The organism is Amantichitinum ursilacus (assembly GCF_001294205.1).
Classification (GTDB): Bacteria; Pseudomonadota; Gammaproteobacteria; order Burkholderiales; family Chitinibacteraceae; genus Amantichitinum; species Amantichitinum ursilacus.
The window spans coordinates 54,168-67,387 of sequence record NZ_LAQT01000028.1; the positions used below are offsets into that span (position 1 = coordinate 54,168).

The 13,220-nt window shown below is 58.4% G+C and carries 12 protein-coding genes; 10 read left to right on the forward strand and 2 right to left on the reverse strand.

Annotated elements, in window-relative coordinates; all coding sequences use genetic code 11:
* The first annotated feature begins 6 nt into the window (after positions 1 to 6).
* Positions 7 to 216 carry a hypothetical protein gene (locus WG78_RS16890; protein ID WP_053939013.1) on the forward strand — a complete coding sequence of 70 codons (210 nt, stop codon included), beginning with the start codon at positions 7 to 9 and terminating at the stop codon, positions 214 to 216.
* A gap of 99 nt (positions 217 to 315) precedes the next feature.
* Here the strand turns inward: WG78_RS16890 and WG78_RS16895 are convergent, their stop codons facing one another.
* Positions 316 to 651, reverse strand: a complete 336-nt coding sequence (locus WG78_RS16895) for an H-NS histone family protein (RefSeq protein WP_053939014.1) — start codon at positions 649 to 651, stop codon at positions 316 to 318.
* 444 nt (positions 652 to 1,095) lie between these two features.
* Between WG78_RS16895 and WG78_RS16900 the strand changes: the two genes are divergently transcribed.
* The 8 genes from WG78_RS16900 to WG78_RS16935 all read left to right on the forward strand — a co-directional run bounded on the left by WG78_RS16900 (position 1,096) and on the right by WG78_RS16935 (position 11,246).
* Entirely contained in the window at positions 1,096 to 1,476 is a 381-nt protein-coding gene (locus tag WG78_RS16900) for a DUF427 domain-containing protein (RefSeq protein WP_053939015.1), read from the forward strand.
* Between the two features lie 184 nt (positions 1,477 to 1,660).
* Complete coding sequence (gene mutS, locus WG78_RS16905; protein ID WP_053939016.1) at positions 1,661 to 4,180, forward strand: DNA mismatch repair protein MutS; 2,520 nt, start codon at positions 1,661 to 1,663, stop codon at positions 4,178 to 4,180.
* Positions 4,181 to 4,344: 164 nt separating this feature from the next.
* On the forward strand, positions 4,345 to 4,788 hold the full coding sequence (locus WG78_RS16910) for a hypothetical protein (protein WP_053939017.1): 444 nt from the start codon (positions 4,345 to 4,347) through the stop codon (positions 4,786 to 4,788).
* A gap of 179 nt (positions 4,789 to 4,967) precedes the next feature.
* Complete coding sequence (rluB, locus tag WG78_RS16915; protein WP_152969266.1) at positions 4,968 to 6,269, forward strand: 23S rRNA pseudouridine(2605) synthase RluB; 1,302 nt, start codon at positions 4,968 to 4,970, stop codon at positions 6,267 to 6,269.
* A 29-nt stretch (positions 6,270 to 6,298) separates the two neighbouring features.
* Positions 6,299 to 6,880 carry a transcription elongation factor GreB gene (gene greB, locus WG78_RS16920; protein ID WP_053939018.1) on the forward strand — a complete coding sequence of 194 codons (582 nt, stop codon included), beginning with the start codon at positions 6,299 to 6,301 and terminating at the stop codon, positions 6,878 to 6,880.
* 45 nt (positions 6,881 to 6,925) lie between these two features.
* Positions 6,926 to 8,998: an ATP-binding response regulator gene (locus tag WG78_RS16925; protein ID WP_053939019.1), complete on the forward strand. Its 2,073-nt coding sequence runs from the start codon at positions 6,926 to 6,928 to the stop codon at positions 8,996 to 8,998.
* A gap of 103 nt (positions 8,999 to 9,101) precedes the next feature.
* Complete coding sequence (locus WG78_RS16930) at positions 9,102 to 10,088, forward strand: thymidylate synthase (RefSeq protein WP_053939020.1); 987 nt, start codon at positions 9,102 to 9,104, stop codon at positions 10,086 to 10,088.
* 132 nt (positions 10,089 to 10,220) lie between these two features.
* Positions 10,221 to 11,246: an adenosine deaminase gene (locus tag WG78_RS16935; RefSeq protein WP_053939021.1), complete on the forward strand. Its 1,026-nt coding sequence runs from the start codon at positions 10,221 to 10,223 to the stop codon at positions 11,244 to 11,246.
* A 70-nt stretch (positions 11,247 to 11,316) separates the two neighbouring features.
* On the opposite strand, the gene WG78_RS16940 is transcribed toward WG78_RS16935, so the two are convergent.
* Positions 11,317 to 12,501, reverse strand: coding sequence for an AGE family epimerase/isomerase (locus WG78_RS16940; RefSeq protein WP_152969267.1), 1,185 nt, complete (start codon positions 12,499 to 12,501; stop codon positions 11,317 to 11,319).
* Between the two features lie 246 nt (positions 12,502 to 12,747).
* Here WG78_RS16940 and WG78_RS16945 point away from each other — a divergent pair, with 246 nt between their 5' ends.
* Positions 12,748 to 13,173, forward strand: a complete 426-nt coding sequence (locus tag WG78_RS16945) for a DUF4124 domain-containing protein (protein ID WP_053939023.1) — start codon at positions 12,748 to 12,750, stop codon at positions 13,171 to 13,173.
* Positions 13,174 to 13,220: the final 47 nt, after the last annotated feature.

A 13,220-nucleotide genomic window follows, 5' to 3' on the forward strand; every position in this document is an offset into this window, starting at 1 on the left:
ACCATCATGTCGCGCCGCCTGCCAGAAACTGCGCTGCCCAATCCATCCGTCAAAGAATCTGCCGCCTTGTTGCGCACGATGCAGGCGGCCATGGCGCTGGCGCAAATGCAGGGCCGACCCGTGGACGAGATGCTGAAAGCGCGTGCGCAAGCGCTGGAATCTTCGTTGACGCGTATTGTGCGTGCCAGCACGGGTGTGGTAGCACTGGCGGCCTAACCCTGCACTTGTCGCAGTAAAACGCAGCGCAAAAAAAATCCGACTGAAGCGTCGGATTTTTTTATTGCTGTTTTAATGCGTTCTTGATCAGGCCAGGCCTTAGATCAGGAAGTCTTCCAGTTTGCCGCCCTTGGCCACTGCATCCAGAATCCATTGCGGTTTACGACCACGGCCCGACCAGGTAGCGCTATGGTCAGCCGGATTGCGATATTTGGGTTCGCTGGGTTTTTTGTCGGCTTTAACGGCTTTTACTTTGCCGCCGGTCGCGCCTACCAGTTCATCAAGATTGAAACCGCGCGCTTGCGCCAGTTCGCGCAATTGCGCCAGCGTATCGGTACGCTCGCTGACTTTGCGATGGTTGATCTGCGCTTCGACATCTTTTTGCAGTTGAAACAGTTGGGGCAAGGTATAGCCGCTAAAATCAAAATCTGCCATTGCTTGATTCTCCTGATGTGTTGGGTCTGTTGTGTGTGCTGCGCTGTCCTGCTGTATTTGCAATAAGCAAGACGGGTGCGAGGTAGTCAATATGCATGATAAAGCGCTAATTAGAAAGCCCGATTTGCATTTTTCCGGATTGAATGGGGTCGCTTAATCAGCATTTGCTGCAAATGACGGCCCGCTAATCCATTGCCAATACACGCTTTAAGCCGGGCAATCCTGCAGCGAACCGCACTGGCGGTAATAGTTGCGCCGTAACAGACTTGATTGCGCCTTTAGTCGCGGGCGGCCTGCAAAGCGTAAGGCTTCCAATTAATCGCAAATTAATTGCCGTAACAAATGAGTTACATGTGGCGGGCCAATTGCCGCATCGGTATATACGGCGGCAATGTTGCCGCGCGGCTATCTATACTGGTGACGCCACCCTCAGGAGTAAACAGCATGACTGATCGCGCAATCAAAACACCGGGGCCTGACCACCCCATTCACATTACGCAAAGCGCTGACCACATCGTGGTCGAAGTGGCGGGGAAAATCATTGCCGATACCCGGCGCGCGCTGGTATTGCAAGAAGCCAGCTATCCCCCGGTGTATTACATACCGCGTGCCGATGTGGATGTCGGCGCATTGCAGCGTACGGATCACCATACCTATTGCCCTTATAAAGGCGACTGCAGTTATTACAGTATTCCAGCGGGCGGCGGTCGCGCGGTAAATGCCATCTGGACTTACGAGACACCGTATCCGGCCGTGGCCGCAATCCAGAGTCATATGGCGTTTTACCCCGACCGGGTTGATCGGTTTAATGTGCAGCCCGCGTAATAAACGTCTGCAGCCATTGCGCACAATGCGGGCAGCGGCTTTATAACGGCGCGCTGCGCGCATCGTTGCGTGTTGTTCAGGCGAATGCATAAGCTCGCGTTACAATACCGCCCAATATTGGTCAGGACGGAATGCGACGTTGAGTAAAGTATCCAGTGAAAACAAAGCCTTAACCCATACGCCGATGATGGCGCAATACTTGCGGATCAAAGCTGAGCATCCCGACAAGTTTGTGTTCTACCGCATGGGGGATTTTTACGAGCTGTTTTATGACGATGCCGCCAAGGCCGCGCGTTTGCTCGATATCACCTTGACCACGCGGGGCCAGTCGGCCGGCGAGCCTATCCGCATGTGTGGCGTGCCGTATCACGCGGTGGAGCAATATCTGGCGCGGCTGGTCAAGCTGGGCGAATCCGTGGCGTTGTGCGAACAGTTTGGCGACCCCGCCACCAGCAAAGGCCCGGTCGAGCGCCGGGTGGTGCGCGTGGTGACGCCGGGTACGCTCAGCGATGCCGCTTTGCTGGACGACAAGCAGGAAAACCGCATCCTGGCGCTGACGCTGGAAAAAGGCGTGCTGGGCATGGCGTGGCTGTCGTTGGCGTCGGGCGATTTTGCCTTGATGGACAGCACCGCGGAAAAACTGCACTCCGAACTGGAACGCCTGCGCCCCGCCGAAGTGCTGGTGCCCGATGGCGTGCAACTGGCGTTGATTGACGCCATCAGTATTCCGGTGCGCCGCCTGGCCGCATGGCAATTTGATCGCGCCAGTGCTGAACGCAATCTGGGCCGGCATTTTAATGTGCACGATCTGGCAGGCTATGGCGTGACCGCACAGACGCTGGCGCTGGGCCCGGCTGGCGCCTTGTTTGAATACGTGCGCGCCACGCAAGGCGGCACTGTGCCGCAACTGGCGGGCCTGCGCGTTGAAAGCCATACCCAATATATCGAGCTGGATGCCGCCACCCGCCGCAATCTGGAGCTGACCGAGACCATACGCGGCGAAGCGTCGCCCACTTTGTTCTCGTTGTTAGACCGCTGCGCCACCGGGATGGGCTCGCGATTGCTGCGGCACTGGCTGCATCACCCCTTGCGCCAGCATGGCGCGATTCTGGAACGCCAAAGCGCCATTGGCGCATTGATTGAAGGCGGCGCTTATGTCGATATCCATCGGGTATTGAATGATGTCGCCGATATCGAGCGGATTTCGGCGCGTATTGCATTACGCAGCGCACGTCCGCGTGATCTGGCCAGTTTGCGCGATAGTCTGGGCGCGTTAACCGCATTACCGCCTGCGTTGCCTCAGACCGAATTCTTTGCCGGGCTGGCGCACGCGTTGCAACCCGATCCCGCGTTGCATCAATTGCTGACGGCCGCGGTATTGCCGGAACCCTCGGTGGTATTGCGCGAAGGGGGCGTCATTGCCGATGGGTACCATGCGGAACTCGACGAATTACGCCAGATACAAAAGGGCGGCGGCGAGTTTTTAACGCAACTGGAGATTGCTGAGCGCGCGCGCACCGGTATTCCCAATTTGCGCGTGGAATATAACCGCGTTGCAGGTTTCTTTATCGAGATCAGTAATTCTTATGTGGGACAGGTGCCGCCGGAATATCGCCGCCGCCAGACCATGAAGAATTGCGAGCGCTATATCACGCCCGAACTGAAGATATTCGAAGACAAAGCGTTGTCGGCGCAAGATCGCGCATTGGCGTTGGAAAAACAACTGTACGAAGCTTTGCTGGAATCGCTGCAGCAATATCTGGGCGCATTGCGTCTGGCGGCGCATGCGGTAGCGACGGCCGATACCCTGGCGTGTCTGGCAAGCCGTGCGGTGGAACAGAATTATGTAGCGCCACGATTTGTGGACGAGATGTGCGTGCGTATCGAAGCGGGTCGTCATCCCGTGGTGGAAGCGCAGATTGACGACTTTATTCCCAATGGCGTGGACTTTAGCGCCACGCGCAAATTGCTATTGATTACCGGCCCCAATATGGGCGGTAAATCGACGTATATGCGCCAGGTGGCGCTGATTGTATTAATGGCGCATGTCGGCGCGTGGGTGCCCGCCACCGAGGCCATCATCGGCCGCGTGGACCGCATCTTTACCCGCATCGGCGCATCGGACGATCTGGCGGGCGGCCGCTCCACCTTTATGGTGGAAATGACCGAGACCGCCAACATCCTGAATAACGCCAGCGAGCACTCTTTGGTGCTGATGGATGAGGTGGGTCGCGGCACGTCCACCTTCGATGGCCTGGCGTTGGCGTGGGCGATTGCACGGGCGCTTATTGAGAAAAATCGGGCCTATACATTGTTCGCAACCCATTACTTTGAACTGACGAGGCTGGCTCAGGATTATCCGCAAGTGGCCAACGTGCATCTGGACGCGGTCGAGCATAAAGACAAGATTGTGTTCCTGCATGCCGTGCAGGAAGGGCCTGCTTCGCAGAGTTACGGCGTGGCTGTGGCCAGTCTGGCGGGCGTGCCGCGTGATGTGGTGCGCCAGGCACGCCGCAAACTTGTTGAACTGGAACAAGGCAGTATAAGCAATGGCTTGCAGGCGGATCTGTTTGCCGCGCCTATTGTGGCGGAGCCGGAAACGGTTGCGCACGCAGCCGTGGACGCTTTGGCTGAGGTGGACCCGGACCAGTTGACGCCGCGCCAGGCACTTGAGGTCTTGTATACATTGAAGGGGCTCTTGTAAGCTAACTGCATTGTGAGGCGTCTCACTGACGCCTCGTCAGCCCGTCGCTGTAATCGACCGCCCGTCTTTTTGACCTATCGCGGCAAAAACCTGTTTGCCAGGATGGTTTCAAAATCTGGTTTGAAACATTCATTAACTTTGGGTTGAAAGGAAAGATTGTGAACATGGCAAGTGAAGCAGTGGGCGTGCAAGAGGCGGCGTCCAGTGAAGCGCTCGACGAGGGCGTGGCACGGTTTCTCGGGCTGGGCGACACCGATGCCGGCGTGCGTATCGCCGATATCCGCGCCAAGGCCGCCAGTGAACTTAAACGCTATGGCGACGATGTGATTGCAACGCTGGCGCAAGCCGACATTACAATCCCGCCCGCAGTACAGATACGCAGTGGCACCCACAATGGGATTGAAGTGGTGGGCGAACATGCCGCGCGGGAGCAGATCGAGGCTTTGATCAATGGCGATACGCGTTTGCTGAAGTGGTTCAAGGAGATCGAGGTGCTGCACGAAATCCTGCGCCGCGCCGAACTACGCGACTCCGAAGAGCTGTCGAACAGTCAGCATTTCAATCTGGGGCTGACCAGTCTGGGGAGCATCGCTTTTTTCTCGGTCTGACGCGATTTGCGTTGGCCGACCATCCAGCCGCCTTCGGGCGGTTTTTGCATTTACGGCTTACCCTTTACAGTGGGGCGCCAGCGCGTTGCAGAGGGAGCCCGTCTGCCGCGCCGCACAGCACGTTACCGAGGCGAGGCCAGCTCACGCTATAATCGCCGATTACTGAATGGAAACACCCGATGAAAACCACCCGCGCGCGTCGCCCGCAACCCGCAATCCGTGAACAAAAGGCCGGCTCCAATCTAAAAGCCGCCACCCCCGGTGCACGTACGCGCACGCGCGATGCGGGCAACGAATGGCAAACGGGCACGGGCGGCAAGCCCGCAGCGGGCGGCCGTGGTCGCGGTACGCCGGCAGTGGGCGCGGCCAAGGGCGGCGCCACCGGCGATCGTCCTCGCGCTGCCACGGCGGGTACGCGCGCTGGCACCGGCGTGACCGGTGACAAGACCGGCGTAGCGGGCAAACCTGCGGCAGCACGCAAACCGCGCGCGGTGGCTTCGGGCGCAGGGCTCACCCGCCAGGGGGGGCAGGGCGTCAAATCGCTGCAACAGAAACCGGGCGCCCCGGGTGCTGGCGCGGCAGAAACCGCAGCACGCCCGGCCGGTTCGCGCCCCAATGCGCCAGTGACCAAGGCCAAGAAGTTGTCGGTGCGCCATGGTTCGCAAAAAGAAGTGGCGGTGCAAAAGCAGTTGCGCGCCAAGCGTCTTACCTCCGATCAGGTGGGCGAAGAGCGTCTGCAAAAAGTGCTGGCCTTCAGCGGCTGGGGTTCGCGCCGCGAGGCCGAAACCTGGATTGAAGAAGGGCGCGTGACCGTCAACGGCAAAAAAGCCGAGCTCGGTGCGCGCATCAAGCAGGGCGACGATGTGCGTGTGGATGACAAACGCGTCAACCTGCGTTGGGCCGATCGTCTGCCGCGCATCGTGATGTATCACAAGCAGGAAGGCGAGCTGGTGACGCGCGATGATCCGCAAGGGCGTACCACCGTGTTTGATCGTCTGCCTAAACTGGCATCGAGCAAATGGGTGGCGATTGGCCGTCTCGACTTTAATACCAGCGGCTTGCTGTTGCTGACCACGTCGGGCGATCTGGCCAACTACATGACCCACCCCAGCTTTGAAATCGAACGCGAATATGCCGTGCGCGTGATGGGCCAGATCACGCCCGAGCAGATGAAAGAAATGACCAAGGGCATCGAGCTGGAAGATGGCCAGGCGCATTTCGACTTTATTGAAGACCAGGGCGGCGAGGGCGTGAACCACTGGTATCGCGTCATCCTGCGTGAAGGCCGTAACCGCGAAGTGCGCCGCATGTTCGAGCATTTTGAGCTGACCGTCAGCCGTCTGATTCGCGTGCGCTTTGGCATGTTCGGTTTGCCGGCGCGTCTAAAGCGCGGCCAGTTTTATGAGCTGAACGAAACCGAAGTGCTGGGCGTGCTGAAGTGGGCCGATCTGCGCCTGAACGGTGTGGCCAAAGACTTCTAAGGCGTAATCAGCATAACGGGCGCAGCGGCATGAACAAGGCATTTACCAAAGAGCAGGACTGCGATGATGACGAACTGCCACCCGAACTGAAGGTTCCGGTTGGCAGCAAGAACTACATGACGCCCGGTGGCTGGAACCGCATGCGCCTGGAATTGCACAATCTGGTCAATAAAGAACGCCCCGAGCTGACGCAAGTGATCAACTGGGCCGCCAGTAATGGCGACCGTTCTGAGAACGCGGATTACCAATACGGCAAACGCCGCCTGCGCGAGATCGACCGCCGCATCCGTTTCATCAGCAAGCGGCTGGAAAACGCTGAAGTGGTCGACCCGGAAACCCGCGAAGCCACCGACCAGATTTTCTTTGCCGCCACCGTTACCTACGCGCGCGAAGATGGTCGTGAAGAAACTGTTAGCATCGTGGGCGTCGATGAAACCAACTTCAAACTGAACCACATCAGCTGGACCAGTCCGGTGGCGCGCGCCTTGCTGAAAGCGCGTGAAGGCGATGTGGTGCAATTGCGCACACCGTCCGGCATCGAAGAGCTCGAGATTATCGAGGTCGTCTATAAGGCAATCGATGCAGGCGGTGACGAGGGTGTTGCATCCTGACAAGTGCGGTTTGGCCGCCTTACCGTCGCCCTGTATGCTGACGGCATGTCAAAAACCCCCGATCCGACGCCACGTACCTCCAGCCTGTTCCGCCGCGTATTGCGCAATATGGCGGTGCGCATTGCGCTGGCCTCGCTGATCCTGTCGGCGCTGAGCTACTACTACAGCTACACGCGCTATCAAGAAGAGGCGCTGGCCAACCTCGGCAAGTATCTGGAGGCACGCAGCCAGCTGGAAAGCGACCTGTTTCTGCAGGCCGAAACCAATACCCGTTTGTTGCGTAATGAATTTGTGCGGCGTTATGCGCTCCTGCAAAGCGTGGACCCCGCGCCCGAATTCCATCGGCTGATCGGACAGGATCGTGATGGCATGTATCGCGTGCGGCCGCAACTGGATGATTTTGAATATAAAGCCACCGTCGCCATCCTGCCGCGCGTAAAGCTGACCCCCGACTTTATGCGCCAGGTGTTGCTGGGCTACGAGTTGTGCGGCCAGTTTGGGCAGGCCAATCGCAACCGCTATTACGATACGTTTGTGGATTTGAATGTGTCGGATGGCAGCCTGATGTTTCTGCCCGATCTTAACTACGCGCGTAATGGTTCGGTGGCTGATTTTGCGGCGGATCTCGAAACCGAACTGGGCGCCACGCCAGCGCGCAATCCCGAACGCAAAACCTTCTGGTCCGGCATCTATTACGACAAACAGGCCATGGAGTGGATGGTGTCGGTGGTGACGCCGATTGATTTCCAGGGCCGCTATATCGGGGGTTCGGGCCAGGATGTGCTGTTATCACAGCTGATCCAGCGCACCAACAACGTCACCATTCCGGGCACGTACAACTTTATGGTGGCGCGCTCCGGCATGTTGATTGCGCATGCTGACCGGATGAAGCAGATCCACCAGGCACAAGGCCAATACGATCTGAAGACCGTGAACGACCCGCAATTACGCGCCTTGTATTACGCGGCATTGCGCGCCACGCCCACGCAGCCGTTTGTGCAGTCGCCCGATGGCAAAGCGTGGCTGGGTGTGTCGGGCATTGCCGGCGCGGACTGGATGTTTATCGTGGTCTACCCCAAGGCCTTGCTTGAGGCCAAAGCGGCGGTGGCGGCCAGCATGGTGTTGGCGCTGGGCATGATCGCGTTGTTTATCGAACTGGGCCTGCTGGCATGGGTGCTGAAAGTCGATGTCGCACGGCCGTTGGCGCGGCTGAAGCTGGCGATCCATGCGCTAACTGAACACCGCCAGACCGATTTGCTCGACACCCATCGCGGCGACGAAATCGGCGATCTGGCGCGCAGTTTTGCCGTGATGTCGAGCACGGTGGGTCAGCATCAGCAAGCCTTGGCCGCCGAAGTGGCCGAGCGCACCGCCGAGCTGGCGCAGCGTAATGCCGAGTTGCAAGACGCCAATCAACAGCTGACGCATCTGAACGACGAAAAAAACGAGATGTTGGCCATTGCCGCGCATGATCTGAAAAACCCGGTGGCCAGCATCAGCGGCATGGCGGGGCTGGTAGCGGAAAAACTGGAAGTGTGGCCGCAAGAGCGCGTCCGCACGCGCTTGTTGGGCATCCAGCAACTGGCCGACCGGTTGCAACGCATTGTCGGCAATCTGCTGGATAGCAACGCGCTGGAATCGGGCCAGTTTGCTTTGCAAACCGAAGCGGTGGCGCTGGATGGCGTGCTGGCCGAGCTGGTGCAAAGCTGGGATGCGCGACTGCACGACAAAGAACAAGCGGTGGCGTGGTTTCCCAGTGGTTTGAGCGTGCTGGCGGACCGACAAGCGCTGTGGCAGGTGCTGGATAATCTGCTGTCGAATGCATCCAAATATTCGCCACAACGTAGCGCGATCGGCATTGCGGTGGCCCCGCGCGGCGCGCTGGTCGAAATCCGGATTACCGATCGCGGGCCGGGCATTGCCGCGCATGAGATGGATAAATTGTTCCGCAAATTCAGTCGCTTGTCGGCCGTGCCCACCGGCGGCGAACACGCCACGGGTCTGGGTTTGTCCATCGTGAAGCGCCTGGTCGAAGCCATGGGTGGCGAGGTCAGTTGCCAAAGCCAGTTGGGCCACGGTGCCAGCTTTATGGTGACGCTGCCGCGCGCCCAAGCCTGACCGCCGCGCACGCCGTCGCGGGCCCGCTCGCGGTATACTGCGCCTCTTTGAAATAAACATGCCTTGCTGGCGGCGCGCCGCGTCTGGCCATCAGGGGAGGACCATGCAGCAATATCTCGACCTCGTGCGCCAGATCATGGATCAAGGCGCCTGGCAGGAAAACCGCACTGGCATCCGCACGCTGAGCATGCCCGGCGCGATGATGAAATTTGATCTGCAACAGGGCTTTCCAGCCGTCACCACCAAAAAGCTGGCGTTCAAGTCGGCGGTGGGCGAGCTGTGCGGCTTTATGCGCGGTTATCGGAATGCGGCGCAGTTCCGCGAACTCGGTTGCAAAGTGTGGGACCAGAACGCCAACGAAAACGCGCAATGGCTGGCTAATCCGTACCGTCTGGAAACCGACGACCTGGGCCCGGTGTATGGCGTGCAGTGGCGTCATTGGCCCGCGTACAAACTGATCGACCCGACCGAGCCGCAAGGCGCGGCGCAGATTGCCGACGCCCTGGCGCGCGGCTACGCGCAGATTGGCGTGACGCAAGCTGAGGGCGATACCGGCGAGCGCGTGGTGCTGTACAAGGCGGTGGATCAGCTGCGGCAATGTCTGGACACCATCATGCGCGACCCCGGCAACCGTCGCATTCTGTTCCACGGCTGGAACTGGGCGCAGATTGAAGAAATGGCGCTGCCGCCGTGCCATCTGCTGTATCAGTTTCTGGTGGACAAAGCGCGTGGCGAGATCTCGCTGTGCCTGTATATCCGCTCCAACGATGTCGGTCTTGGTACGCCGTTTAACCTGACCGAAGGTGCGGCGCTGCTGCATCTGGTCGGCCGCCTGACCGGTTACAAGCCGCGTTGGTTTACCTACTTTATTGGCGATGCGCATATCTATGAAAACCACATGGATATGCTGAACGAACAGCTGACGCGCACGCCGTATCCCGCGCCCACGCTGGTGCTGTCAGACCGCATTCCCGACTTTGCCGTCACTGGCAAATACGAGCCGGAATGGCTGGAACGCGTGGAGCCGGGCGATTTTATGCTTGAGGGCTATCAGCATCATCCGCATATCACCGCGCCGATGGCGGTGTAGTTTAAAGCGGTCGTCGCCACGCCCACGCGGCGGCCTGACCGGATGGTTGGTGTCGGCGCTAAGGCCGATCCGGTATGATGCCGACATCTCCCGCTCTTGCACGCCCGGTTGCCACCGGGCGTTTTCACTCTTATGTCCGATCTGATTGCTCTGGCCTGCGCACTGCCCAAGGCCGAACTCCATTTGCATATTGAAGGCTCGCTCGAACCCGAACTGGCGTTTGAACTGGCCGCCAAACACGGCGTAACGCTGCCGTATGCTGATGTTGAAGCGCTACGTGCAGCTTACGATTTTAACGATCTGCAATCGTTTCTCGATTTGTATTACGCCGGCGCGGGTGTCTTGCGCGACGCCGATGATTTTCATGCGCTGACGCGCGCTTATCTGCAACGCGCCGCCGCCGACCATCTGCGTCACGTTGAAATCTTTTTTGATCCGCAAACGCATACCGAACGCGGCGTGCCGATGGAAGACATCATCGGCGGCATCCGCCGCGCCTTGCTGGAAGCGGAAGCCGAACATGGCATCACCTTCCGCCTGATCATGAGTTTTTTGCGGCATTTGTCCGAAGCGGATGCCATTGCGACGCTGGAGGCGGCCAAGCCGTTTTTGCATCGCATCGATGGCGTCGGTCTGGATTCCAGCGAAAACGGTCATCCGCCGTCCAAATTCGAACGCGTGTTTGCGCTGTGCCGCGAGTACGGTCTGCCCGTAGTCGCGCACGCTGGCGAAGAAGGTCCGCCCGCGTACATCTGGGAAGCACTCGATATCCTGCAGGCGAGGCGCATTGACCATGGCGTGCGCTGCAGCGAAGACCCGAAGTTGGTGGAGCGATTGCGGGCTGAACAGATTCCGCTGACCGTGTGCCCGCTGTCCAACGTCAAGCTGAAGGTTTACCCCGATCTGGCTGAGCACAATCTAAAGGGCCTGCTGCACGGTGGCCTGGTGATTACGATCAACTCGGATGATCCGGCGTACTTCGGCGGCTACGTAAACGACAACTTTATTGCCTGCATCAAAGCGCTGGATTTAAGCGAAACCGACATCGTGCAACTGGCGCGCAACAGTTTTACCGCCAGTTGGCTGGATGACGCGGCTAAGGCGCGGCTTTTGGCCGAGATCGACGCCGTGCATGCGCAGTGGCAAACCGCGCAGTAACGGTTTGAGCCCATAAAAAAACGGTGCCCGGCCTATCGCCGCGCACCGTTTTTATTGCAAGCAGACTGGATTACTTGATCACATTCAGTGCTTCGTAGCAGGCGCCCATGGTGTGGTAATCGGTTTTGCCTGCGGGCGATTTTTCGTCGTCCACTTTCTGATTGTCCGGTGTCAGAATGCGGAACCACGCGCCATATTGGTGATCGACAAAATACTGCCAGCTATAGGCCCAGATGCGGTCATACCATTCGCGGTATTTAACGTCTTTGGTGCGATCAAACAGCAATGCCGCGGCGGCAAACGATTCGGCCTGCACCCAGAAGTATTTGTCTTCGTCGTACGCCGCGCCCTGCAGGTCGTAACCGTAAATCAAACCGCCATGTTTTTGATCCCAGCCATATTCCATGGCGCGATCAAACAATTCGCGCGCGCGATCCAGATGCCAACCTGCGGGCTGATGCCGATCCAGAATCAGCAGCAATTTGGCCCATTCGGTTTGATGGCCCGTCTGGAAACCCCAAGGGCGGAAAATATTGGTGCGATCGCCTTTGTTGTATTCCAGATCCGGCGTCCAGTCCGCTTTAAAGTGTTCCCACACCTGGCCACCGGTAAAACCGGCCTGGCGGATGGTAAAGTTTTTGGCCAGCGTGCTGGCGCGGTCCAGATAACGTTGTTCGCCGGTGGCTTCAAACGCGGCCAGCATGGCTTCGCAGCTGTGCATATTGTCGTTCTGGCCGCGGTAATCGGTCAGCACCCAATCGGCGCTGGCTTCGCTGCCGTACACACCGTGTTCGGGTAGCCAGAAATGCTGTTCCATCAACTCGAAGGTTTCAGCAATCCACTCACGCGCTTCTTCGATACCCGATTTAACGGCGCACGAATACGCCAGCACCACAAACGCCAAGCCATAGCAATGATTGGTCGCGTCCACCACTTGCTGATCACGCAATAACCAGGCGTAGCCGCCGGTTTGCGGATTGCGATGCACATTGCCGATAAAGGCTACGCCGTGTTTGACGCGTTCCAGATATTGCGGCTCTTTAAATTGCAGCCATGCCATTGCGTTGTTAAACACAAAACGCGTGGACGACACCAGATGCCGGGTGGAACGGTCATAAATCGTGCCGTCATCTTTATAAAAATGAAAAAAGCCACCGGCGGGATCGACGGAACGCGGGTCATAAAAGGCCAGCGTGTCGCGGATATGGCCCAGCAGAAAATCGCGGCTAAAAAAGGCAGGCGCGGGGGAGGTCATGTCAGTCTCCATGGCAATTACAAGGCCACTCGGGCATTGCGATAACGGGCGGCAGGCTAAAGGTTGCGTTTATCGGAATGTAGCAAACCCGCTACAGGCGCATCCGTTTATACTGCCGCATGAATGAATCTGGTGCGCTACTGTAGAGGGCGCGCTCGCAGACGTCAGTACAGAAATACCCGCCGGCGTCTTGCAATCAGCGATCACAATACCGGCATCGATGCCGGACGTGCAGGGAGCACAACAATGCGATATCCAGTTCTGGCGTTGGTTCTTTGTGGCCTGGCGCTAACGGCGCAGGCGCAGATTTATAAATGGAAAGACGCGGACGGCAGTATTCATTATTCGGATCAGCCGCCCACCAATGCGCAAACCAAATCAAAAGTGGTGGATGTTAAAGCGCAGTCGGTGAGTGGTTATTCCACGGGCGCGCGCGCGGCTTCGGGCGCGGCCAATGCGTCGGCCCCGATGGCATCGGCGCCAGTGGCTAAAGTGGATGACACCAAAGATCCGGGTAAATGCAAAGAGGCGACAGACCGACTTAACTATCTGCTGAATGTCACCAAACTGCAGACGATTAACGAGAAAGGCAACGTGGAAATGATGGACGCCAACAAACGCGCCGTCGATACCGCCGCCACCAAGCAGAATATCCTTAAGTATTGCCAATAATCAGGCTGCGGCCTGCTTGCCCAAAACGCCCGTCCGCCCGCGTCGCG